A 24,207-nucleotide genomic window follows, 5' to 3' on the forward strand; every position below is an offset into this window, starting at 1 on the left:
GCTTTTGCATTAATTTTTTGGTTTTGCCGCAAGGTATTCTATCGCTTCGGCAATTTTCGTAAAATTCCAGTCTTTTATTTTTTCGCCGGAATTTTTGCCCAATACAGTTAATGTTATTTTTTGCCGGGTGAGCGCTTTCAGGGTATTTAACAGCGAGCTCTTATCGCCGCTTTTAAAAATGGCGCCGTTTTGGCCGGGATGCACCAAATCGGCTGCGCAGCCTACTTTGTTTGATACTAAGACAGCCTTGCTGCTGGCCATTGCTTCGTTTACGGCAAGGCCCCAGGTTTCGTTGGGGCCTTTGCTGGGCAGGCAAAACAAATCGCAGGCCTGGTAAAGTACCGGCATATAGGTTTGGTTCTGGAAATCCATAAAATGGATGTTGGGGTTACCGGCTGCGCTTTGTTTCAAAATCGTTTCCAACTCGCCGTTGCCTGCCATCAATAAATGGCAGTTCGGGTTTTGTAATTCGATAAACGCATCCACCAGCAGCGCCGGAGCCTTTTTTTCTTCGAACTTACCTGCATAAAGTATCAGCACATCATTCGCTGTTAATCCTAGCCGGGACCTTAGCAATTGCGCCTCATCGGCACGGCTTGCTGCAAAACGTTCGTTATCTACGGCGTGCGGCGCAAAAACAAGCTGTTCTTCGCTAAAGCCGTATTTTTTAAAATAAGCCTTGTTGTTACTGCCCGGATAAAGAGCGTAATCTGCAAAGCGGTACACCCATCGCAAAAACAAAAAACGTAGCATGCTTTTGATGCCTGGCTTCTCATCCAGAAGGGTAGAGTCGCCGCGGAAGAGTACCGGTATCTTATTTTTAAAATGGCGCATGACTTTCAGGTGGCTATCATACAGCCAGCCGAATACCAGCACTGCATCCGGCTGCCATTCGCTTATCCTGGGTATCAACATTGGATTGACGATTCCCTTGCCATGGTGAGAGCCGGGTTGTGCAGAAGTGTTTTCTATGAACTCATAGGGGTAGCCATCCAACAAGGGGATATCCCATTCTATTGCTTTGCCAAAACCAGGGTCGTGCTTTGGCAGTGCGGACTGCCCCCATGTGTAGAAAACTTTTATGGCAACATGGTTGCGCTGCTGCAGCAACTGGAACAGCGGCGCGTAGTATTGTATGGGGTGAGTGGTTATGATAGCCAACCTGCGCATTTTATGACTTTTCATATTGTATGGCCTGGTTAAAAATGCTGCATTGCAAGCCTGTTTTTGTTTGTGCCGAATGCTTTGCCATGGCATGTGGCGATAATGCAGGCGTTACCGATGTTTTATCGATTACGCCCACTATAAACCGATGGATATCAGCTGCGGTTACCGCATCGTACCCGTAAACGGTATCGATGCCGAATTCTTTGATGATATCTATTGCCGAACTTTTGGGGTTGAATATGCCCAGCAAAGGTTTCCCGGTGAGGATGTAAGGGTAAATTTTTGATGCGGTGTATTTGGCATCGTCGGATCCGGGGATGAACAGTGCATCTGCCCGCATCAGCGTCGCCAGGGTATGATAATAACTAATACGGTCGGTTATCTCGGTTACTAAATCCGGCAGGCCGTATTGTTCTGCCAATGGCATGATGCTGGCTTTGCCCTGCCCCTGTGGTGCATAACTTGTGCCGATGAAGTAGAATTTAAGCTGTTTTTTGTTGATGGCACCTTCATTAGGCATAGCTTTCAGGGCCTCGAATACCGGCGCAATAGCTTTATGCATATCACTGCCGCCACGGCCAATGTAAACGATATTGGTAAAGCCGGGGTTCAGTATTTGCGCAAATTCGCTTTGGTGATCCGCCGCAATATCCATATCCGGCGCAAACATGCCGAAGGTGATGGTAGCGGCCGGGATGTTTTGTATTACCGGGTAACGGGCTTTAAGGTCGTTTATATAATCCTGCGATACGCTGATGATGCCTGAAGCTTTTTTAAGCGCTATAGGTTCGAGGTATTTGTTGAGGCGGTAGGAGAACCAATATTTGGGCGGCTGCTGGGCTTTGGGTTTGTCGAGATAGTAATCAGAATGCCAGGGATCCTGCATATCTATTACGTAGGGCACGCCATGCTTTTTCTTCCAGTGTGCGCCGAGGACCAAAACCGGGAACTGGGTGGTAGAGAAGTAAATCAAATCGAAACGCTGCCCGGCCAAAAGCTTGTCCACGTACCTGCGGTAATACCAAAGCGAACGCAGGGCGATGCTGCCCAAACCGATTTTGGCGGTGAGCCTTTTGCTGAACGCTTTAACCTGATGTATCTTGATGCCTTGCGGGATGCTTTGTAGCAATAGTTCGTCGCGGCCCATATCCGCGTATGCCGGGTCAACGGTCACTACCTCTACTTCCCAGCCCTCTTCGATAAAATATCGCAGGCTGGTACGTACGCGATGCATGTCTGCAGCGTTTACCGGTGGGAAGTAGGGCGATATGATGAGCAGCTTTTTCACGTTATTTATGGATGCCGGCAAAGAATTTAGGATAGCTGCCCATAGGCCGTTAGATGGTTCCTGTTTCCTATGGATACCATCAAAACGATGGTGTCTTTATCCCCGCCGACTGTTACCAACTGTTTTTCATTTTCCACCATCTGTTTGTCCTTAGTTTTTCGCGGGCTTCTGTCCAGTCGCAAACTTCGTCTATAATATCATAAAAGCCTTGCTGCTGTTGCGGTAGGTCGTTACGCTCTATTTTTTTTATCAATTGAGGTAAGTCCTCGTAAAAATTATCGGTGCGATACGGCGGATGCAAGGACCACATGCCTTGCCCGCTGCCAAGGAAATCTATTCTAATCAAGCTATTCTGCTGCATGTAATCGGCTATTAAAATCTCGGGCAGTTGAGCGTTGGCGTTGCCCTGTACTATCGCTTTTAGCTGGTTGCGTAAGTTAGGCTTCGTTAGCGCCAATTTCTTCGATTGAAACTTTGCCTTATCCATCATAAATAAACGCGTGCTCATGCCTTCTAGTTGATAGGCATACGGCGATATTTTTTTGATGATGTGCTGTCCAAGCAAGGTTTCCTGCGGGTGAGGTGGCCCAGGCAGGGGCGAAGTGACTAGACAGTCCGGGTATTTCTGAAACATATCAACCGATTCTGCCACCCAGGTGTTACTGCTGCCGCCGAGGAATATATCCGAATCCAGATGAAAAACGTAGTTGTTTTTGGCCATAAACAACCCGAAGAAATACGCGTAGAACGGCCCGCCCCGGTAGTCCTTATCCGGGATATGTAGCCCACCGAAAAAGTAATCGGCAACTTGCTGTTTAACCGCTGTGCTATAATCAACAGGGATTATCTTTACCGGATAGGCTTGTTTTATCTCTTGCAACAGCTCATCCATCAAGCCCTTGTTTTCTTCCCAATTGGCTGCGAACCGGCCTTTGCTTGCCTTAGTATCTATAATTAGCAATATCTCATCTACCTGGCCCGCCAGTACCTTAAGCTGATGGGGGAGGATGTGCCTTGCATGCGGATAATCGCACGGGGCTAGGTTGATTTGCAGGCTTACTTTATTACTTGATGGCATCGGCAACGAATTTCAATAATTTTACCGATTCGGTTTTCCAATTGTACTTTGAGGCCGCTTCACGGGCTTTTTGAGCGGCGGCAGCCAGCCCGGCGGGGTTGTTCAACCATAATTCCAAGGCAGACGCGTTGTTCGCCAAGGTTTGCTCATCAAGCATAATACCCGGACCGAATTCCGCGAAAGCCTCGCGCTGCCCTGCGGTGTCGGTAGCTATTACAGGCAGGCCCGCCTGTAAGTATTGGAAGAATTTATTGGTGACGGTGTAGTTGCGGCTTGGCGGTTGGGAGTCTTCCAGCGCCAGCCCTATATCGTACCTGGCGATTTTCCCTATCAGTTCATTCTCGGGAACCAGAGAATGGAAGTACAATTTATGCTGCACCGCCAGCAGATTGCTCAAATGTGCCTGATATGTTGCCGTCACCGCACCTAACAAATGGAGTTCGAGCCCTGTTTTGAACCCGGCAATTAAGGCGATAAATGCCTCGAGCCCGCGGCCCGGCCCGATGGTTTGCGAAAACCAGAACAGTTTCACGGGAGCGGTAAAAGCTTTTTCGGCAAGGGGCAGGTTTGGCGATGGGAATACGTTATAAATTACCTGCGGCTTGCGGCCACCATAATTTTGGTACAAGGCACCTGCAAGTGCGTGGGAGGTAGTAACCACGTATGCCCCTTTATCCAACGCTATCTTTTCAACCTGTTTCAATAGCTGTATGGGGCGTTTCTGCCGCGCCTCGGGCAGTAAGTCCTCCGAATACCAATCTTCCAAATCGAAGGCCACTTTGTAGCCTTGATTTAGCAAAACTGCACCTACGCAGGTAGCCATTTCCTGGTGGCATATATACAAGGCTGCGTCAAGCTCCTTGCTTTTTTTGATATACTGCCAGTAACCATGGCCCAATGCCTGGGCTATTTGCATCAGCCCGTACTTTACCAATAATTTAGCAGCCCTGTTGACAGCGCGATGAATGAGCGACGGCATATCGCTTCGCGAATTATCGGCAATGATATGTAGGTTTATGCCCGTGTTGGTAATGGCCAGTTTATCCTGCTCCAGTAAAGTGCCTGAATAAATGGAGGTTAATATATGTACATCGTAGCCATTTTGTGCCAAAGTCACCGCCTCCTTCAATACCCTTGGGTTGCGGCAAAGATGCGATTGGGTAATGATGCAGATGCGTGGTTTGGAAGTCTCCAAAGCGGTTATTTGAAAATAGTGGCTTTAAGTTTTTGCAGCGACGCGGGTATCGAATGTTCTGTTAAGGCCCTTTTTTGGCCGGCAGCCCTTAGCGCATCGCGCGTGGGTTTGTCGGCTAGCAGGCGTTTGGCCTGGTGCACCAGCTCGTCGGCTGTTTTATACGTGTAGATTTCTTTTTCAGGCTCGTACAACAAATCCAAGCCTTCGCAATGCTCTGTTAAGTAACAGGCGCCCAGCATGGGGGCCTCAATATCGCGCAAGCGCGAATAGGTAAGCGGGTTGGTATCGAGCCGCTTAAAAGTAGGCACCCGGTTTATGCCCAATGTTATCGCACTGCCTTGGGTAATTTGAATATACTCCTCGGGGCCGGGTTTTGGTTGTATGTGCGCTGCATCAATTTCGTAGGAGGTTGGGCGGCTAAATTGCTGTAGATTTTTGATGGCATAGTCCCTTAAGCCATGCTGCTCTATAAAACTGAATTGGTTAGCAATTTTTTCTGATAGCGTGCTTCGAGCAGCCGCTTGCGTTGAGGGTTGGGGTAGCCATCCGGCACCGCGTACGGTAATATCAAGCCCCTTGCTTATGGCTTCGCCCAATAAGTTTTGGCGCAGGACATCTTTTGAACCGATGAATGTGACCAGATTCGGATGCTCGTGGATGATGCGTTCGCGGGACTGTTTCTCTACCCACATGGGCATTGGTAAATTGATGTAGTTTATGCCGGCTTGTTTATACATCATGAGGGCCTCGTACTCGGGCACCCAAACCCAATCGAATACTTTAAATTCGCTCGGCACTTTGGTAAACTGCCTCACATTGTCGCAATAGAAATTTATGCAGGGAATGCCCAGGGCTTGTATGTCCCTGATAGCGGCGGTATTTATTTGCCTCGGGTATAAATAACACAGGAAAATATCGATGCGGTGCAGGTTGTTTTTAACGAAGGCCAGGGTGGCATCCCATGTGCGGCTGTTCCAATCCTTTAGCCCTGAAGAGCCTTTGGCATGCACCAAGCCTTCCGCCCAGTCTGCATCCGGCACCTCCAACCATTGCATGCCCGCCTCTTCTATACCGTTTTTGATATAGTATTGCCAAAAACGATAGGCCGGTATATCATGGGGCTGTTGGCCGGTATCCTGCAAAAAGGAGAGGAGGATTTTCAAATCTGGGTTACGCTTTACGGAAATCGAAATATGTTTTTTTTACCCTTTTGATAAGTTTCCAGCCCAAAAATGGCAGTAAAGCCCGGGTTATGCCCCCGGCGGGGAATGGGATGTTTGCACCGCCCCAGTCTTTTATGTGCCGTTCGGCGTATTCAATCATCGCCGGCTGCCGGGGATAAAGCATGTAAATAAAATTTTGCCACATATTGGCGCAGGCCAACCTCGTTTGCGGGGTATTTGCCGCCGCAAGCAAATTACGGAGGGCGCTATCCATCGAGCGGAAAGCCGAATCGAGCGCTTCATCAGATTTGGTGTCCGACAAGCTCCCGCTGATGCCCGAGCGGTAGTATAACACGGCATCGCCTGCAAACAATACATCACCGGCGCTTAGCAGTACACGCGTAAAAAAATCAAGATCGTTTATCAGGTTCAGGCTCTCGTCCCACAGGCCGGATTTGGCCAGCACCCCACGCGGGATGAGCCAGAGAGCACATTGCATCATCGAGCTACCATCGTCCCATGATTGTACTAGCCATTCGGTTGCGGGCAAATCGCGCCAGGTTTTGTCGCGCCGCAAACTAAAGGTGGCCAGGTCGTCGTCATAGAACCTTCCCCAGGCGGCCGAAGCTACGGCATCGGTACGGCTGCCGAGGCGGTTTATCTGTGCCGCCATAAACCCGGGCGAAATAAGGTCGTCCGCGTCCATGAACTTTATCAGGTCTCCCGTAGATGCCCGGAAGGCCGCATTGGCAGCTGCGCATTGCCCTTTGTTTTGCTGATGAAGCACCTTCAGCCTGCTATCGGCCATCTTCTCCAGCTCAGCTGCCGTGCCATCTGTAGAGCCGTCGTTCATCACAATGAGCTCGATATGCGGGTAGGTTTGCCCCAATACCGATTCTATCGCCGCGATGATATACCTTTCGGCATTGTAAGCAGGCATGCAAACGGAAACCAGGGGCATACTATCCATTTTGCTTTTGTTTCTTCAATCTCCGAATAACAGCTGCCGGTATGCGGGACACGCGGCGCGTTGTTGCTTTTGCCGCATCAAAGGCTAATAAAAACCGGTAATACAGCGGCCGGATAGCTTGCCGCAGTTTACGCTTCCCGTTGAAATGGTAAGCTACAATCTCGTCCAACCGTTTAAGGATGTTTTGCTCATCTACCCATTCGTTGGGCTCGTCGTTCGTAAAAACAGGCTGTTGCAGATATTGCATGTAAAGCGCGTCGTTATTATCCACCTCGATAATGTGTTCTATCACTTTTTCGAAGGAAGGGTAATCGTGGCTGTTGATGAATGCTCTGGTGTTGAAATCTTTGCAAACGTTTGGGTCGCCCCAGTAAATGGGCACGCAATGTTGTACAAAAGGTTCGTATATTTTCTCGGTAGTGTAGCCTGGGAAAGAGGTGTTTTCGAATGCTATCACGAATTTATAATTGCGGATAAAATCGTATTTATTGTCGACAGCGTGGCCGATATTATTCATGAACCGCCCGCCCGAGTCGACGCGTTTGTATTTGGAAAGTGCTTCGAAGAAATCGTTGCGGATTGTGCATGCGCCATTACTCACTACAACGCAGCAGAAACCCGTTTTAGCATCCAATATTTTCCGTGCATCTATTTTACGGTTGGTTAAAGTGAGCACGTTTTCCCACAAAGCGTACAAGGGCAAACGATAGTTGCGCGCAGTATTGTATTGGTAACTGAAAGCAAAATCGCACAGCATAAAATCGGGCGTCGCGTTTTCGCCGGTATAAAATATTTTGGTGCAGCGATACTTACTATGGTCGGCACCGCCGGTTGAATAAAATAGTAAATCGGGCTCTTCGGAAATAGTTACCTCATAGCGCCTCGAAAGCAGGTGATAAAAGAGGTTATCCGTTTTATCCAGCGACCACCAAAAGCCGCTAAAGTTTATTTTGAGTTCGGGTTTTTTGCTCAAAGCTTATTAACGAAATGTTTCCAGGCCGATTTGAAGTAGATTTCCTTCGAAAGGTCTACATAATGATGCAACATCCCTTTGCGCTCTTTAACAAGCGCAAGGCCCGGGTTTACGATGTAACTGTCGGCCGCTAATACGATAGTTGGTTTATTACCTATAAGCATGGCGCTTAATGCCTGCTCCAGGTAATAGCTTGCGCCTTCTTTTTCCTCGAGGGTTTTGGTCCAGGCTTCCAGGTTATCCCAGTCGATAGCCCCGCTGTGGAGGCCGATTGCGCCAACATTTAATAGTGGCTGTACGCTGCTGCCGCAAAGATCTTCCATTAGGGCCGTGGAGTAGCCATAAGAAGGCACGCAATCGAGCATATTGATGGGCTTATCCGGGGTTTCGAGCCATTGGATAAGGGCCGTTGGTTCGTGCCAAAACAACATATCCGAATCTAATACCAGTTTCCAGTTATTGCCCGGGATGGTGTGCACATCCGTCAATTTTTTGATATGTGGGTAAACCTTGCGTTTGTGATGTAACACGGGATATCGCAGAGCAGGCAATAAATCACTAAGGTTTTGTTCTATTTGCGCCTGGGTAACAATATCGGCGCCAGGCAAGCTTTTGCTGATTTGGGTGATAAGGGCATCGTCGAAACTGCCATCATCTACCAATATAAACCGAAACTTACGGGTGCTTGCCTTCGCCAGCGATTGGATGCAGAACAGTGTTTGGTATAGGTATTTCACTCCTGTAAGGAAGTAAACGGGTAAGCCATCGGCATACGATTGCACGGGAGGCAATTGCAATGATGCTTTTGCCATGCTTTTGCTGTTGTGCATTACCGAGCGATAGTTAAGGTAGCCCCCAAAACGCTTGTAGGTTTTAAGCCTCGATTTAGGGTAACGGTAAACTATATTGATGATTTGCTGCAACATTATGCTTCTGATTTCATCACCCGGAGGGGGATATTATTTATCCGTGCGGCAACATCTGAGAATGAGCTCCAGTACGAGCCTAATATGCTCTGCGTTGCTGCCAGGCAGTACATATCTAAAATGGCATCCTGCACGCCTGCTACGGATTTCCTGTCGGTTTTTTTGTTTTGTGTGATAATGCGTTCACCAAAAATTTCGATAAGCGTTGCTTTGGTCTCGGCATCATCGGAACTAAGGTAGAAGGTGGTTTCCGGTCTGACATCTATCGCTTGCTGCATCGCTTCTGTAAAAAGATCTAGCGGGCTATGCTGTATCGAGAAAGTATTATCCGTTCGGCGGATATGCACGCCCACAGCATCCGGCCCAAAACTCGCGGTGGTTTTTTGTATGCCCGCCAAAAGCTGGGAGATGGGCTTGAACAGTTTAAATGCGTATAAATTATCGCCGAATTCCTGGCAGGTTTGTATGTAGAGGTGCTTGTTTTTTTTTGCCGTTTCCAATATATCCAGCTTACCGGGCCAAATCAATTCATGGAAATCTATTTCTTGTATACAGTAATCAATGCCCAGCAAGGCATTTATCGCTTTTGTTTTCGATTGGGCGAACCCGGTCGGTTGATTGCTGCGCCTGAGGCGATAGTATTTGGTTGGTTTGGCGATTATGCTAACGCCGGTCAGAGGCTCGAACAAATCCCCGAAAGGGCAATTAAGCTCATCGTTTAAATTCCAAACTACGGTAAGGCCGGTGCTCAGTTGGTCCTTAAGCCATATGCCGGAGGCAATTACGCGCATCCGGTTGGCCAGCCCGCCTGTCGGCTCAATGGTTATCATTTGTCAATTTCTGCTAAAGCGTCAACCATACCGCAGTATCCGCGCCATTTGATATAACCGCTTTGGTTCAGCGCAGCTTTAAAGCTAAACCATGCTTTTGCTTTGCGCAGCGGGAGCGTCCATGGGGCAATTTTTTTCCAGGGGCATATTCCATGGCTATGTAGCAACTTTACCCAGGAGTTGTTGCTGCTATTTTGTAGACGCGCCATGTAAGCTACCTGCATGCGCTCCTGCGGGATAATGTGCTGCAAGGTTAATTGCGGGAAGTACCCCACCTGCCAGCCGCTTTTCAGTATCTCTAAAACAATATCGTTATCCCCGCCCGATGCCAGCGAAGTGCCGGTGCGGTCGGCAATCATATTTTGTTGGCTTTTCGCTTTTTTAATATACGATGCAAGGGCTTGCTTACGGATGGCCATGCCCGCTCCGATGGGCGCATATTGCGGGTAGTTGTTTTCCCAAGCCTGTATCTGCGTTTCGTCGCCCATATCGCGCAGGGCCAGGCTGCCATAAAACTCGTTGAGCCAGGATGGAGGGGGGGGCTCGAACAAAGGCAACGATTTACCGCCGATGGCACCCAAAGCCGGATGTTGCCCGAAAATCTGCAACACATTTTGCAGGTATGCCGCATCCAGCACGTTATCATCATCTACTAAAACAACGATATCGTTGTTTGCCGTAGCGAAACCCTTGAGGCGCGCATAGGTGAGACCCTGCCGGGCTTCGTGTACCACCACGCTATTCGGCTGCCAACCCAAATCAGCGTCTATAGGCTGCGTAGAATTATTGTCGACGATAATGAGCTCCCATTGGTTTAGTGGCGGGGTTTGTTGTTGCAGAGCATCCAGCGTTTTATTCAGCCTGTCTTTGTCAGGATTATAGGTAGCAATAATTACCGATAGCTTATCAGGCATTGTCTAAAACATCTACATTTAAAAGTTGGCCGTAAAGCCTCACCTCTTCCAGCACGGCATCCTTCACCATTTCGGCGGTAATTTCTGTCATGCATCGTTTATCGTAATCGCACCTGTTGTGTAGCCAGCAGGGCGAGCACGGCACCGCACTATAAATATTGTTGAAACAACTATAACCCGATTGTGCAGGCGTTTCGCGGCCGCCGTAAATAATGACCGCCCTACAATCTACAGCCCGCGCCAAATGCATCGTAAAGCCTACATGCGTTATGGCCATCAAGGCGTTTTTTAAGATGGCTGCACTCTCCCTAACGGATAGCTTGCCCCGCAGGTCGGTGACGTTATTCAGCAGCGGGTCGTTTTTGGTGCCAAGCTGGATGAATTGATAATCGCCATGCAGCAAATCTACCACTTGTTGGTAACGTTCTGTAATCCACTCTTTGTTGCCCATGGGCACTACCGCGCCCGATGTAGAACAGGTAATCACGATATGGTTTTTGGCAAAACCAGCCTTTGCTATTTCCTCTGCCGTTAAAACTAAAGTGGGTTTGTTGCTTATAGGGCCTTTTAATGGCAGGCAATCGGCCATTTTAAGGATGATGTGTTTTTCGGGCATATCGTCCCCGTCGGTTTCTTTATCGTAGTTGGTGTACTGAGGGCGCACAAACCGCACCTTAAACGCTTTAAGTATGGTGGTAGATAACAGTGTATTGTACGGCAGCACCAGTTTTACGTAAGGGCAGCCGGCAAAAAGGGAATGATGATTGCATTTTATCCAGATGTTTTGGTGGCCGTTTTGGTGCAACGATGCTGCCAACGTAGTAAGCAGCAGGTTATCTCCGAGCGAATCGCCAAAGGATAGTATATGAGAGGGTATGCCATAGCGAAACAGCTTTTTTGTGGTAGATAAAATCGTTTTTATAGCTGTAAGCAAAATGGAAGGGTAACGTTAGTAAGGGCAATGCCCGGCCCTGTTAAAGCTGCGGGCTGGTATCTAACCGGGTGATTAATCGCTTGCCGAACCGCTGGGAAGGCAGCTCTATTAACCGGTAAGTTAAATAAGCTAGCGGAGCGCTTATGGCTAATATGATGCAAAACCTGGCAGCAATATCTACCAACGGATTTGCGCTATACATATTCAGGTGGTATTTAACCAGCATATTGGCTACCAATAAGTGCATCAGGTATAAACTATAACTTATACGCCCAACCCATAAAGTTACCCGGTTCACCAATAATTTGATGGGCACGTGTGCCAACGCGTAGGCAAGTACAGCAAAGGCTATGGCAAACAGGTAGTGCGGTTTAAAGATATTGCCGCCTAATAGATGTACTGTTGTTACCCCGGCTATATAGTAACAGCAGCGGTATAATTGCTTTCGTTTTGCCGGGTCCGTTTCGGTGTATTGCAGGTGGAAAAGGCATACGCCAATTAAAAATACTGGCAGTTGCGATACGATGTTTTCATAAGTATAAACACCCCATAAAATACCGTCGTTTATTAGCGGGTGCTTAAACATAAAGCCGGTAAAAACCTTAGCTATCACCATGCAAACCAAGGTGATATTGATAGCGTTATAAACCGATTTGACCCTGAAAAACAGGATAGGGAATATGAGATAGAACAACACTTCAATACCAACCGACCAGCCGCCGGGTACCGTGGAGTTTACCCAGTTGGCATTTAACCCATGCACAAAGAACAAATTTGCCACGATAGAAGCTGCAGTTGGTGAATTTATCCCCGAAAGCAAGATTAGCCCTATGATGAAAATATACAAAGGGGCTATCCTGAAAAACCTGCGGACAAAATAGTTTCGTATCGGGCGGTGTTCTGTTTTTTGTTTACTGTTTAAGGAGATGCACAGGGTAAATGCGCTCATCAAAAAAAACAGTGTAACGCCTTTGTCGCCGTTTTCCAATAGGGTATCTATAACTGGCGGCAAGCTGTAGTTGCCTAAAGAAGCATAATAAGGGTGAGAATGGTGCATAATAACCATCAGGATGGCTATCCCGCGTAACGAATCGATATACTGAAGCCTTGGTGTTTCGCCTATCAATTTAATTGGCAACTAACCTGTGCTCCTCTTCTACCGTTACCAGCGCATCGGCGGCAATGTCGTCATCTGAGTGGAACGCGATGATATCCAGGTAATAAACTTTGGCGTTTTTGCCATCTACATAATCAAATAGCTGTTTCATGAATTTTTGGTTACTCAGCGTAGATGAAAACATAAAACGGCCGTCACTTTCATAAAACAGGATGGTATTATATCCCTTGTTAAGCAACCATGGGAAAATGCTGAACGGATCGGTTTCTACGGCTTCCAGGTTTTCGCGGTTAAATTCAAAAAGGATCGCCGGTTTTACTGCAGCGATGAACTTATCCCCGCCACGTATAATCTTTAAATCGAAACCTTCGGTGTCTATCTTCAATAGTTTGCAGGTATCGTTCAAAACCTTGTTTTTGTACAGGTGGTCGATGCTGGAAAACTTGGTGAGGGTAGAGCTATTGCTTTTTTTGGTTGGGATAATGGTTAGGTTATGCCCTACTTTTGTGAAAGTGCAATCCATTTCCACGTCCTGGTCAGACAAGAAGGTTTTTATCAACTGTACATTTTTAAACTGTGCAATATTGCTGGCGTAAAGTTCGGCCAGCGTGCCATCGCCTTCTACGCTTATCACCGGTATGTCTGCGCCCGATTTTATCAGGGCCACGCTATCGCCCTGGTTGGCACCGATATCTATAGCCGAAAGATCGGGATAGTGTTTGCTTAATACGGTGGTAAGCCGGGTAAGCGATGCGCCGTATTCCTTAAAATACAGGTAACACTCTTTGAGGCCGCTGCGGTTGAATATCCGCACCTCAAACTTGCCCACTTTTACGGTAGTAGTGCCCTCTGTAATGGGTTTAATGTCCTTTACCAGCGAGTAGCCCAGTAAGTTGAAGGCTTTTCTGATTAATTGTTTCATTTATTTGTTCAGATGTGATTAGATAAGTTTTAACAGGCGATATAATTTCATGCGGATGCGGTTGAGGAAGTTGATTCTTTTCCACTCGTGCACCGGCCCGTGGGCATCGGCCGACCACATTTTTACATGGTCTTCCTGCCATTTAGCCGCCATGGCAGGGTTGGTTGTTTTTGCATTTTGATGTACGTGCGCTACCGATAGCGGCTGCCTAAGCCTACTGCGTTTGTGGCCCTTTACCAACCGTAGCCAAAGCTCGTAATCGAGCGCGCAATGCATTTCTTCCCATATGGGCTGATGGATGGCTGCACGCCAAAAGCACGATGGCTGGGCAAGCGTAGGTATCTTGATAAAATAATCGGGGAAGGGGGCCACTTTTATTAAGCTGAGGTTTTGGCGCTCGTCCAAATCGTAGGCATATCCATAAACAAAAGCGGGCTTTTCGCTGCCGCCGAAAGTGGTGGCTATCAAATGGAACACACCCTTCAGGTAATAATCATCGCTGTTTATCCAGGCGTAATATTCGCCGGACGCGAGGCTGAAACCCATGTTGATGGCATGGCTTTGGCCGCGGTCGGGTTTGCTTTGGCAATAGCTTAGCCAGGGGCTGTATTTTTTGATGATGGACGGGCTATCGTCAGTGCTTCCACCATCGATAATGATATACTCCAGGTTGGGGTAATTTTGCAGCAATACCGAGCGGATGGTTTTTTCGAGATACGCCGCCTGGTTATAAGATGGCGTAACGATAGTGATTTTAGGCCAATCGATATCCTTGCTGTACACTTCGGGACTGGTCTCCGAATCGAAAGGCCAGCCTTTTCCCGCTGCTTTTGGCAATCGGGCCAACAGCCCTTCAGCCGCAGCGGGCGAAGCAGGCAGGGGATAATCAACCCCTTTATCCGCAAACTCCTGTCGGTATAATTTAAGGTTTGGCAGGGTCATGATTTGCAGATGGTTAAGAAATCGCGACCGAACTTTTCGATATAGCTTTGGTATGCATCGCTTATGTATAATGGGGCCAAGGCTGCTTTATTGGCTGCCTTGTTAAGCAAGGCGGCCAGTTCATCCGTGTCGTTAGGACTGAAGAGTTGCGCACTGCTGCCGGCAAGCTGTTCCTGGTGCACGTTGATGGCTGATGCTATCAGCGCTTTGTTCATGGCTTTGGCATCTTCTACAACGGTGCTCCAGCCTTCGAAAAAGGACGGCTGGATGATGGCGATTGATTCCGTCATCAGTTTCAGTTGCTCCTTCCTATCGATAAAGCCCAGGAATTTGATGTTGCCTCCCAAATCATTATCGGCCACGTATTTTTCTAAGGAAACAAAATAATCAGGATGGCGGTAATCGCTGGTTTTGCCGGTGAAGGCAACCGTAATTTCTGTGCCTTGTTGTTTAAGCTTATTTACGGCCTTAAGTACCGTAAGATGGTTTTTATGTTTCCAGAATTGGTTGGGGCAGATGAAAAATCGAGCGGGCAATTGGTGCTTATTAAGCAGCGATAGAATATCTAATTGCCGGTAAGGCGGATGGGTTACCGCAAACGGCAATACGTGCAACGTTACCTTATGGGCAGGGTACAGCGCCTTAAAGTGAGCCAATGCATCGTTGCTGCTCAGAATTAAAGTTTCTGCCGAGGATTGTATGGTGTGCTGATGTTTTTTAATGGTACCTATTGCTTCGGGCGTGAAAAACTCAGGCGCGAAGCTTTCCTGAAAATCGGCAATCCAGTATATTTTTTTTGCAGCTAGCGATTGCTGCACACAATCGTAATAAGGAAAAGCGGCATCGAGCCGTTTTATCTTTTGATTGAATATGGTTTTCCTGAGCAACCTGCCCGTAACCTTATTCATAAACCTGAAAAATCTGTTGCTTTCGCCGGAACTTAATTGGAAACTGATATACGGATAGGTCAGCTTGTTTTTTGCCACGCGTGCATCAGCCTCGCCGCTCACCAGTATTGCCAGATGTGGCTTTTCCGTATCAGGGAGCGTATCTAACGCGCTAATTAAGTTCTCGATATAGTAGGATCCGCCTATCCAAAGCTCGTTGTAGGTGTAACTTAAAGCTATCCTTATTCTTTCAGCCAATTGCAATAATCTGTAAGGCCATCTTCAAAACTAATGGTTTGATGATAGCCCAGGTTGTTCAATAATGTGGTATCGGCCTGCCAATAAAGTGGGTCGCCTTCGCGGTTTTGGCCGCTAAAGTTTAGCGTGCCGCCGAACCCCATGTTTTGCAGGAACAATTCGGCGGCGTATTTTATGGTAGTAGCCCTGCCGTTTGCAACGTTAAAAATCCGTTGCGCAGGTTGTGGATATGTAATCAAGGCCCAAATAGCGTTGGCAATATCCTGCACGTGTATAAACTCGCGTGTTTCGTTGCCCGTGCCGAACAGTACCAGGTTTTGCGTTGCTGCCGATTTTTTGTGCAGATCCCAAAATAGTTGTTTTTTAAGCCCTCGACCGTATGCAGAAAACAGGCGCAGTACGTAAGTATCTATGCTGAAGTATTGGTGATACAATGCGCACAATTCTTCTGCTTGTTTTTTATGGATACCATAGGGCGAAAGCGGGGCAAGCGTGTGGTCTTCCAAAATAGGTAGCGCCTGCGGGTTACCGTAGACAGCCGCGCTGGATAGCTGGACGAATTTGCAGGTAGGGGCATCGTCTTTTATGGCGTTCAACAGCGTTACTACAAGGTGCACGTTAAGCAGGTAATCCCTAAGTGGATGCTTAAAAGAATCGGGCACGGAGGCGGCGCCGGCGCAGTTAATGCACCAATCGAATTGATGCTCGCCGAATATCGATTTGAAATCGGCATTGCTGGCATCAATCAGGAAATATTTGTCGTCATCATACACTGTTGTTACGTCGGCTCCGTAAACATCCGCGCCGGGCTGTTTCCTCAGGAAATCTGCGCAGGCTTTGCCGATGAACCCCATGCTGCCTATTACCAGTATCTTCATTATTTATTGAGGGTTTTGATAACCTTTGCCGGGTTTCCGGCTACCAGGGTATATGCAGGTACGTCTTTGGTAACAACGGCGCAGGCACCTACAACGGCTCCTTCGCCAATGGTAACGCCTTTTAAAATCGTGGCGTTGAAGCTTACCCAGGCATAATCGTGTATAATAATTGGGGCGGTGAGCACATTGCCTTTGTCGGCCCAGGCCCCGTGCTGCATCAGGTCTACGTACCGCTCTGCCCGCTCCAGGGCATCCAATTCGTGCGCGTTGGTATCTATGATATTCACGTTATGTGATATCTGCACGAAGTTACCGATAGTAATCGATTCGCCCGACCATATGCGCGAATGATCGCCAACGTAGCAATTTTCGCCTATAGTTATCTTGCCGCCGTACTTAAAAACATTGAGCATACCGCGTACGTGCGTATTGCTGCCAACTACGATTTTAGTTTTGTCCTGCCCGTTTACCACTGTTGCTTCGGGGTAAAAGGTAGCACCATTGTTGGTGATATTGTATTGGATATTTTGTACCTGTTTGGCTTCTTTAACCTGCTCAATAATATGATGCAGGTTGGTTTTATCAACAAACCAAACTAGTATTGCCTTTATAAGCTTTTTCATGATTGTGCCGGTGTTGTTTTTTTACGCGTGAAGGCCCTAAGCAGGTAACGGACTATCCTGCCCGGCAAAAAACTTTGCGCAGCCGGGCTTCCTGCAACCACTTTATAAATCAGTTTCAGGTATGCTATATCCGCTTTTTGTTCAACGGGGGGCACCAATGGGAAGGCTATCGGTTGGCTCCCCAACCTTGCAATGGCGTTATCGTCAGAATTGAGATGCGTGCCGCTTGCAAAGCCGATATTCCTCACCAGATTTACCGCCGGATTTATCGCCAGTCCATTATTGATAAGGATAGTATAAAACCATTGGATATCCCAGGTATCCAGCGTGCCGTTATGCGATGCCTCGAACATAGGCAGATAAAAGCCATACCAATCTTGTGTTTGTATGTTTTGCCTGATTGCTTTTTTAGTTTCGGCCAGCGGCCAGTCTTTCATGCCCTCATCATAAAGTATCCAGGCGCGTTTCCATGTTGCCCAACCCCATATGCCGCCGTGAGCAAAAAAGTAAGATTGTGAGTCGTATTTCCAGGGCCTGCCCAGCAGGTTAGAGCCCGAAACAGACATCACCTTTTCATCATCGCGATAGCGACTCAGCAGTTCAGTACAATAATCGAAAAAACTAATATCGGGCAGGCAATCGTCTTCAAGTATTATACCTTCTTCTACATGTTCAAAAAACCAGTCGATGGCTTTACTTACTGCAGTTTTACAGCCCAGATTTTCATCCCTGAAAAGGGTTTTAACTTCGCAATCCCAGTCTATTCTGCCTACTACGGCCCGAACCTGGTTGCATAATGCGACATCTGTCGGGTTTGCTGCCCTTGGCCCGTCGGCAGCTATGTAGAGCTGCGTAGGTTTAGCCTGCCTCATTACATCGAACACCTGTTGAGTAAGCTCAGGACGGTTGAATACCAAAAAAAGGACTGACGTTTGCAATTACTGTACCTGTATAATGGGATGTTGCGGCTTGCTTATTTGAGATAATGCTGCTTTGATGCTATAGTGGTGCTTTGCTATTTTCCTGCTATTATGTAATAACGAATAAAAAGTCCCCAGGTTAGCCCTTAAAGAAAGTTTCTGCTCCAGCGCAGGCATCTTTAAACCTTTTAAAGTGCGAAAGCTAAGTAAAAGACTTTGTTTAAGCAGGGTTTTGCTAATGGAAGTGCGCCAGCCGCTTAATACATTTTCGATTGGCTTTTGCTCGTTGTTGATGATGGCAAAATAACTGTACAACAACACGTTGCTATAACTCATCCAATATCTTATATCAAGTATATATTCTAAATTTTGCCTTTTTGCCGGTACGAAGTGCTTAAAAGTAAGTGCGTCGTTTGCGATTACCTTATAGCCGCACAGGTAAGCTATAAAACACATCTCTGCATCTTCGCCGCCGTTCAGTTTGCCGCCAACCCTACCCGGGGTAATAAGCGGCCATTTGCCATTGGCGAACAGGCTGAAGACTGATTTACGGTAAACTGCTCCGGCGCCATAAACCCAATGTTGTTCTTCGGCCCAGTGTTGCGGGCCATTGATGTAATATTCCTTAAGGTTTTCTATTGCCTGTTTAATAGGTAGCTCGGGCTCAAACGAGCCGCAGCCGCCTATGATGCCAACTAAGCTATCGGCGTTCATGGCATTAAATGCCGTAGCGATGTAATTTGGGTTTAGCCAGTTGTCGTCGTCGCATATGATCAGGTATTCGTATCGTGCTGCCGCAATGCCCGTTTTGAGCGCATTGTTTTTACCCGGTAACTTCTCCTGCAAAACCGAATACCCAACCTTGGGGATATTATTTGTCTCCCATACCTCAATTGCTTTATCGGAGGTTTGATCGGAAGAAGCGTTATCAACCACAATAACTTCCCATTGGATATTTGCCGGCACTTGCTGCGCTGCCAGATGCTTTAAAGTTTCGGGTAGCCGTTCGGCGCTGTTGTAACAGCAAATGATTATAGATACGCCTATTGCCATTTCGAGGAGGATGGATTACGCATATGCTTCGTCCATTTTGCGTTTAAAGGCATCGTAAGTAAATAAGTCGTTATACCTTTTGAGCGAGTTCTGGCCGTATAGCTCTCTTTCTTTTTTGTTATCCAGAAGTTTGCTGATTGCTCTAACATGCTCATTGGCGTCATTAGGGTCAACCCACAAGCCATTGTAATCGTTTTTTACCGATTCAGTTAAACCGCCCACATTAGATACAACGCAGGGGATACCATTGTACATCGCTTCCAGTACCGCAATTCCGTGCGGCTCTACAATGCTTGGCTGGTAATAAATCGAAGTTTTTCGTAAAAACGACTGGCAGTTGTCGGTTATACCATAAAAGGTGATTGATGGTTCGTTAATGGTGTTTTCGGTAAATTTTTCGAGCAAAGGGCCGTTCCCTAACCATAAAAATTCTACATCGCTTCGCGTAGCGGTAATGATTTTTGCCACCCGTAACCAAATATGAGGGTTTTTACGGTCGGCTACATGGCCCGCAGTGGTAACTAACTGTTTTTTGCCAAAGCCGGTTGGTGGTTCAGACGTGTTGTATTTATCTTCTGCAATGCTGTTGTGAATGACTATTACATACCGCGACTTAGCAGGTTTTAAAGCCCAATTCCGGACGATTATCTCCTGCATCGATTGCGAAACCGTAATGATTTTTTTTGTTTTGCCGAGTACGCTGTTACATGTAAATGGTGTAAATGTGCTCATTGCCGGGTGCGGCTGCGTGTGTAATATGTAAACTACCTTTATAAAGGGTAACCACAGCAGGTACAGGAATTTTTCGGGCTCAACAACTGAGACGGTAACAGGCGCTGCACCAAACCGCAAGCTTAACAGTAATATGTAAAGAAGCGATTTTAGTACAAAAAACAACTCTTTTACATTGGTGGTAAACCTATAATTTAAATGAGCATAAGAAAGTAAATCCTGCTTTACTTTCACCTTATACGAATTCCCCGTATCAATTTTGTTGAAATATGTTAGTTGCTGCGAATCTTCGAGGATCAGGATGACATTATCTTCCCCCAGGTATTTTATCAGTGTTTTAAGATGTTCGTTGCTGCCGCCCGAATCAAATAGTTTGGCAATAACGATGTGTTTTTTCAATCCTCAATCCGTTTACGAACGTTCCAAAAAAACAAACATTTCAAAGCCAGTTTGCTGCGCTCAGTTGGGTTGAAGTATATTTTCAGGTACCTGAACGATTTGGTAAAACCGAATAATACCTGCGGATTGTAAACCGTTTCGTTTAAGTAAAAGCGCCTGGCAATAATTAATTTTTTATTGAAGATATAATTGTCGAGTTGCGCTTGCGGGTAAAACGAAGTTTCCTGATTGGCTGATGATAGCCCGTCGAGCCAATAAAGTGTTTTTTTTAAGGCCAATATATCTTTTGCAGCTTTTTTTTCAACGATTATGGTGCAAATCTCTTTGTCAAATTCTGTTACTTTTTTTAGCGGGTAACACATCATGCGTACACGGCACAGGTTGGAATTTTTTACCTGATTAAACTGATCTTTTGCAGTTATTTGGTTTGCGTGAAGACGGTAGGTGAGTAAACATTCGGGAATATTGGCTAGTTCTCCTATAGGCGCCATTTTTGTCCACATGTCATAATCTTCGCAGGATATAAAGGCGGCATCAAAGCTAAATTTGTGCTTTTTAATAAAGCTGTTCCTGATCATCATGGTAGGATGGCTAAAACAACAGTAATCTAATAGCGCGATTTTAATGTCGCCATTGCTGACCGGGTATTCCAATATATCAGGGGAGTGCATGAAACGATACCAGGTACCGCACAGGGCTATATTTTGGTTTTGATTTAAAAAAGCAACCTGTTTTTCGAACCTCGTTTTATAACTGATGTCATCGCCGTCCATCCTTGCAATATATTCACCCTTTGCCATGCTAAGGCCTAAGTTTAGGCTGTTGATGAGGCCGGAATGCGTTTCTTTTTTTATGAGCGTTATCCTTTTGTCATCGTAGCGTTCTACAATAGCGCAGGTATCATCTGTAGAGCAATCATCAATAATCATAAACTCAAAATCGGCATAAGTTTGATCAAGGATACTTGTTACAGCGTCGGCAATAAAACCTGCACAATTAAAAACCGGCATGATAACGCTTATAGATGGCGTTATTACAGTTTTATCCAATTTGCAGGAGTGATATTTTTTGCTTTGGAGTTCAACTCTTCGTTTTTAAACCATTTTTTTGGGGCGATTACAATTTTATCTTCCCGTGGGTTTAACCAGGCGCCCCACCAACTGAAAGAACTGTTTGCTATAATGTGGTGTTTGCAATGGCTCATCAAATTCATATCCTTAAACGCCGACGATTGATTATTGATATGAACAAAATGATGTGCGAAACTGATGGAGAGGTTTTGCTGCGTCCACATGATATCGTCGGAAAAAATGTAGAAAACAGGGCTGCTGATTTTACCCGCTATGAACCGAATGGCATTTTCATAATAACTTAACGAACAGGTGCCATGTACTTGATTTATAGCGTCGTCTTGCACGTAATCGCCCCGCCGGATATGAATGCTTATCGAATTATCCGAATCAATTACAGATAGCAACGCAAGGTTGGATGCGTCTGATTCTTCCGGGAATTGAAAATCTTTCCGGATTTGTAAAGCCGAATCGATAAAATACTTTTCAGATTGCCAGTAACCATCTATATACGCATCTTTTTTTAAGTGAAAATTCCGTTTGTCAAACGCTAGTGAACCCTCGTGTATGTAGTATGATTTGGCGTTGAAAGTTTTTTTTTTCAGTTTATGGAACAGTGATTGTTCCTTACTTAATAGCAATTCAATTTCTTGCGCTGTTGCAATTTGTGGAAGTATCTCAAAATGGTTAAGTTCATATTTCCTGTAAGATATCTCTTCCTGAAAAAGAGATAAGTCGAATTTAAGCGTGGTGTTGTTCAGCAACGCCATTTTTTTTCCAAATGCATATTGAAACATTTGGTTGCCTAATCCTCCGAATAGCTTTAATATGATCAACTATTTTTTCAATTTTCCAATGAGCCAGTCAAACATCGTCTCCTTTTTTTTATTGGCAAGAAGCTTTTTGGGATCTGAATAATGCAGGTTTGAAACATACAAACGATCTCCGGTGACTGCGTTTGTGGCATCTTTTACCAGAACAAAGTTGTTTACAAGCATAAACTCATCAACCTCGTCAATTAATGGTTGGTCTTTATAGAATGTTACTTTAGATACTTCTAACCATATTGCTTTAATAGTTGGCAACAGGTCATGAGTACCATTTAAGACCATCAATTCTGCGCCTTGTACATCCAAATGAACAAAATCAATAGCGGTGATGCCTTTTTCTTTACAAAATACATCGACTGTTGACGTATTGACTGTGATTTGTTTATCAAAAGAGATAAAACTAAACATCTCGAGATGCTTATCTGGTGGTAAAAGCGAACTGGATTTATTTCCGTAATCCCAATCATCGCTGGTTCCTATTCCTTCAGGGGCTCCTGACGAAACATGAAACATCGATGAGCCAACAAAGTTGCTAAGTGCGCACTGATGAACCGCAATATTCTGCTTGTTGTATTTCTTTATATTGTTGTGGATTCTTTCAATATTATAAGGTAATGGTTCGAATGCATAAATGCGCGCTTGCGGGAATAAATTTGAATACCTGATCGAGTCTTCGCCTTCGCACGCCCCAATTTCAAAAATTGTGATGTCTGCTTTTTGCCTAAACAAGATTTCTAATTCTTTTTCAATCGGGATAGATTCAAGTATATAATTGTCGCGATTCATTTATTAATTGTCGGGTTAATAATTTGAAGCTTGCCGTGTTGAGTTACTCATTCCGTATTAGCGATAATCAACATTATATACTTTTAATTTTCACAGGCATTGGATTGAGTAGCAGCCCCACATTGTTGATAACTAATATAGATTTGTCGAGGGTTGGGGCAGTTATTTCGGATATATTAAAACATGCTGCATTGTCGATATATTGAATAGACCTATCATAACTGGATAGGCCAATTATCACATTATAGGAACCGGGAGAAAATATGAGTGTGCTTTCTTGAAATACTGCTTCATAATAACCGGCGTTTAAATCTGTTTCATTACTCCAGGTCGTTCTAATCGGCGTTTCAGTAGAACTGGTCATTCCCATTCCAATAATAAACCGCTTTACTGGTTTATTTAGTTTAAAAGACACCCTTATGTTCCAGGGGGTCCCAACAGGCATTTCATGGGTCAAATTTCCACCAATATCTTCTATTCGTATTTTGGTGGCATAGGCATCGATGCTATCGGCGTTGTGCGGAGCATCAAGATTGAACACTGCTTGTTTGGAATTGGAGTTTTGAAGATATTTTGATATGATATATTGTGTGGCACCAACTGAACTTATAACCCCCTGATCTAAATATATCCCCGTTTTGCATAGTTTTTGCACAGCGCCCATATTGTGGCTTACAAATAACACCGTTTTGCCTTGGCCCTTGCTTACTTCGTTCATCTTGCCGAGGCATTTTTTCTGGAACTCTGCATCGCCTACGGCCAACACTTCATCTACTATCAATATCTCGCTCTCCAGGTATGCCGCAACGCCGAAGGCCAGTCGCACGTACATGCCTGATGAGTATCTTTTTACAGGGGTATCAATGTACCGTTCCACGCCTGAAAAATCTACTATCTCATCGAATTTTCGCTTTATCTCTGCCTTGCGCATCCCCAAAATGGCACCGTTAAGGAAAATATTTTCGCGACCCGAGAGCTCCGGATGGAAGCCGGTGCCTACCTCCAGTAGGCTGGCAACCCGGCCTTTCATTTTTATTTTGCCGGTGGTAGGCGAGGTGGTGCGGCTCAGTATCTTAAGCAACGTGCTTTTTCCCGCCCCGTTACGGCCAATTATGCCCACGGCATCGCCTTGCTCAATTTCAAAGTTGATATCTTTAAGGCTCCAAACGATATTGCTGGTGCCTTTTTGGGTCCTGTCGTTTACTTCACCCACTTTTAAAAATGGGTCTTCTTTGCCGCGCAGGCGCGCCCAATAGCGCTCCAAGTCGTGTGATATGGTCCCTGTGCCGAAAGTGCCTAACTGGTAGGCTTTAGATAAGTTCTCTACCTGTATTACCTTTGGCATCCGTTAT

Annotated in this window: 24 protein-coding genes; all 24 read right to left on the reverse strand. The window is 46.0% G+C overall.

The annotated features are described in order from the left end of the window. Positions 1-9: 9 nt before the first annotated feature. Positions 10-1,185: a glycosyltransferase family 4 protein gene (locus tag AC1DYT_RS02180; RefSeq protein WP_477468006.1), complete on the reverse strand. Its 1,176-nt coding sequence runs from the start codon at positions 1,183-1,185 to the stop codon at positions 10-12. After that, entirely contained in the window at positions 1,172-2,455 is a 1,284-nt protein-coding gene (locus AC1DYT_RS02185; RefSeq protein WP_477468007.1) for a glycosyltransferase, read from the reverse strand. Before AC1DYT_RS02185 ends, AC1DYT_RS02180 begins: the two co-directional genes overlap by 14 nt. A gap of 112 nt (positions 2,456-2,567) precedes the next feature. Continuing rightward, complete coding sequence (locus AC1DYT_RS02190) at positions 2,568-3,533, reverse strand: hypothetical protein (RefSeq protein ID WP_477468008.1); 966 nt, start codon at positions 3,531-3,533, stop codon at positions 2,568-2,570. Further along, positions 3,520-4,728 carry a glycosyltransferase family protein gene (locus AC1DYT_RS02195; protein WP_477468009.1) on the reverse strand — a complete coding sequence of 403 codons (1,209 nt, stop codon included), beginning with the start codon at positions 4,726-4,728 and terminating at the stop codon, positions 3,520-3,522. Before AC1DYT_RS02195 ends, AC1DYT_RS02190 begins: the two co-directional genes overlap by 14 nt. A gap of 5 nt (positions 4,729-4,733) precedes the next feature. Beyond that, positions 4,734-5,891, reverse strand: coding sequence for a glycosyltransferase family protein (locus AC1DYT_RS02200; RefSeq protein WP_477468010.1), 1,158 nt, complete (start codon positions 5,889-5,891; stop codon positions 4,734-4,736). Positions 5,892-5,898: 7 nt separating this feature from the next. After that, positions 5,899-6,861 carry a glycosyltransferase family 2 protein gene (locus AC1DYT_RS02205; RefSeq protein ID WP_477468011.1) on the reverse strand — a complete coding sequence of 321 codons (963 nt, stop codon included), beginning with the start codon at positions 6,859-6,861 and terminating at the stop codon, positions 5,899-5,901. Next, the gene (locus AC1DYT_RS02210) at positions 6,854-7,834 is read right to left on the reverse strand and encodes a glycosyltransferase family 10 domain-containing protein (protein ID WP_477468012.1); all 981 of its coding nucleotides are present in this window, start codon (positions 7,832-7,834) and stop codon (positions 6,854-6,856) included. The genes AC1DYT_RS02205 and AC1DYT_RS02210 overlap by 8 nt, the downstream gene beginning before the upstream one ends. Continuing rightward, positions 7,831-8,760: a hypothetical protein gene (locus AC1DYT_RS02215; RefSeq protein ID WP_477468013.1), complete on the reverse strand. Its 930-nt coding sequence runs from the start codon at positions 8,758-8,760 to the stop codon at positions 7,831-7,833. Before AC1DYT_RS02215 ends, AC1DYT_RS02210 begins: the two co-directional genes overlap by 4 nt. Beyond that, on the reverse strand, positions 8,760-9,590 hold the full coding sequence (locus tag AC1DYT_RS02220) for an O-fucosyltransferase family protein (RefSeq protein ID WP_477468014.1): 831 nt from the start codon (positions 9,588-9,590) through the stop codon (positions 8,760-8,762). The genes AC1DYT_RS02215 and AC1DYT_RS02220 overlap by 1 nt, the downstream gene beginning before the upstream one ends. After that, a complete protein-coding gene (locus tag AC1DYT_RS02225; RefSeq protein WP_477468015.1) occupies positions 9,587-10,504 on the reverse strand; it encodes a glycosyltransferase in 918 nt (305 codons plus the stop codon). Before AC1DYT_RS02225 ends, AC1DYT_RS02220 begins: the two co-directional genes overlap by 4 nt. Next, the gene (locus AC1DYT_RS02230; RefSeq protein WP_477468016.1) at positions 10,497-11,438 is read right to left on the reverse strand and encodes a glycosyltransferase family 9 protein; all 942 of its coding nucleotides are present in this window, start codon (positions 11,436-11,438) and stop codon (positions 10,497-10,499) included. The genes AC1DYT_RS02225 and AC1DYT_RS02230 overlap by 8 nt, the downstream gene beginning before the upstream one ends. A 40-nt stretch (positions 11,439-11,478) precedes the next feature. After that, entirely contained in the window at positions 11,479-12,576 is a 1,098-nt protein-coding gene (locus AC1DYT_RS02235) for an acyltransferase family protein (protein ID WP_477468017.1), read from the reverse strand. Further along, on the reverse strand, positions 12,566-13,477 hold the full coding sequence (locus AC1DYT_RS02240) for an FkbM family methyltransferase (RefSeq protein ID WP_477468018.1): 912 nt from the start codon (positions 13,475-13,477) through the stop codon (positions 12,566-12,568). Before AC1DYT_RS02240 ends, AC1DYT_RS02235 begins: the two co-directional genes overlap by 11 nt. Before the next feature lie 18 nt (positions 13,478-13,495). After that, positions 13,496-14,419, reverse strand: a complete 924-nt coding sequence (locus AC1DYT_RS02245; protein ID WP_477468019.1) for a glycosyltransferase family 2 protein — start codon at positions 14,417-14,419, stop codon at positions 13,496-13,498. Beyond that, positions 14,416-15,564, reverse strand: coding sequence for a glycosyltransferase (locus AC1DYT_RS02250; protein WP_477468020.1), 1,149 nt, complete (start codon positions 15,562-15,564; stop codon positions 14,416-14,418). Before AC1DYT_RS02250 ends, AC1DYT_RS02245 begins: the two co-directional genes overlap by 4 nt. Beyond that, positions 15,549-16,442, reverse strand: coding sequence for an NAD-dependent epimerase/dehydratase family protein (locus AC1DYT_RS02255; protein ID WP_477468021.1), 894 nt, complete (start codon positions 16,440-16,442; stop codon positions 15,549-15,551). Before AC1DYT_RS02255 ends, AC1DYT_RS02250 begins: the two co-directional genes overlap by 16 nt. Further along, positions 16,442-17,065: an acyltransferase gene (locus AC1DYT_RS02260; protein ID WP_477468022.1), complete on the reverse strand. Its 624-nt coding sequence runs from the start codon at positions 17,063-17,065 to the stop codon at positions 16,442-16,444. Before AC1DYT_RS02260 ends, AC1DYT_RS02255 begins: the two co-directional genes overlap by 1 nt. Continuing rightward, positions 17,062-18,003: a nucleotide-diphospho-sugar transferase gene (locus AC1DYT_RS02265; RefSeq protein WP_477468023.1), complete on the reverse strand. Its 942-nt coding sequence runs from the start codon at positions 18,001-18,003 to the stop codon at positions 17,062-17,064. The genes AC1DYT_RS02260 and AC1DYT_RS02265 overlap by 4 nt, the downstream gene beginning before the upstream one ends. Continuing rightward, positions 18,004-19,038, reverse strand: a complete 1,035-nt coding sequence (locus tag AC1DYT_RS02270) for a glycosyltransferase family A protein (RefSeq protein ID WP_477468024.1) — start codon at positions 19,036-19,038, stop codon at positions 18,004-18,006. It abuts the gene before it with no gap. A gap of 15 nt (positions 19,039-19,053) precedes the next feature. Next, positions 19,054-20,169: a glycosyltransferase family 4 protein gene (locus AC1DYT_RS02275; protein ID WP_477468025.1), complete on the reverse strand. Its 1,116-nt coding sequence runs from the start codon at positions 20,167-20,169 to the stop codon at positions 19,054-19,056. After that, on the reverse strand, positions 20,166-21,218 hold the full coding sequence (locus AC1DYT_RS02280) for a glycosyltransferase family 2 protein (protein ID WP_477468026.1): 1,053 nt from the start codon (positions 21,216-21,218) through the stop codon (positions 20,166-20,168). The genes AC1DYT_RS02275 and AC1DYT_RS02280 overlap by 4 nt, the downstream gene beginning before the upstream one ends. Continuing rightward, on the reverse strand, positions 21,203-22,009 hold the full coding sequence (locus AC1DYT_RS02285) for an alpha-1,2-fucosyltransferase (RefSeq protein ID WP_477468027.1): 807 nt from the start codon (positions 22,007-22,009) through the stop codon (positions 21,203-21,205). Before AC1DYT_RS02285 ends, AC1DYT_RS02280 begins: the two co-directional genes overlap by 16 nt. Positions 22,010-22,075: 66 nt before the next feature. Further along, the gene (locus AC1DYT_RS02290) at positions 22,076-22,855 is read right to left on the reverse strand and encodes an FkbM family methyltransferase (protein WP_477468028.1); all 780 of its coding nucleotides are present in this window, start codon (positions 22,853-22,855) and stop codon (positions 22,076-22,078) included. A gap of 73 nt (positions 22,856-22,928) precedes the next feature. Continuing rightward, entirely contained in the window at positions 22,929-24,200 is a 1,272-nt protein-coding gene (locus AC1DYT_RS02295) for an ABC transporter ATP-binding protein (protein ID WP_477468029.1), read from the reverse strand. Between the last annotated feature and the right edge of the window lie 7 nt (positions 24,201-24,207).

It is taken from the genome of Mucilaginibacter sp. P1_D10, assembly GCF_056406215.1.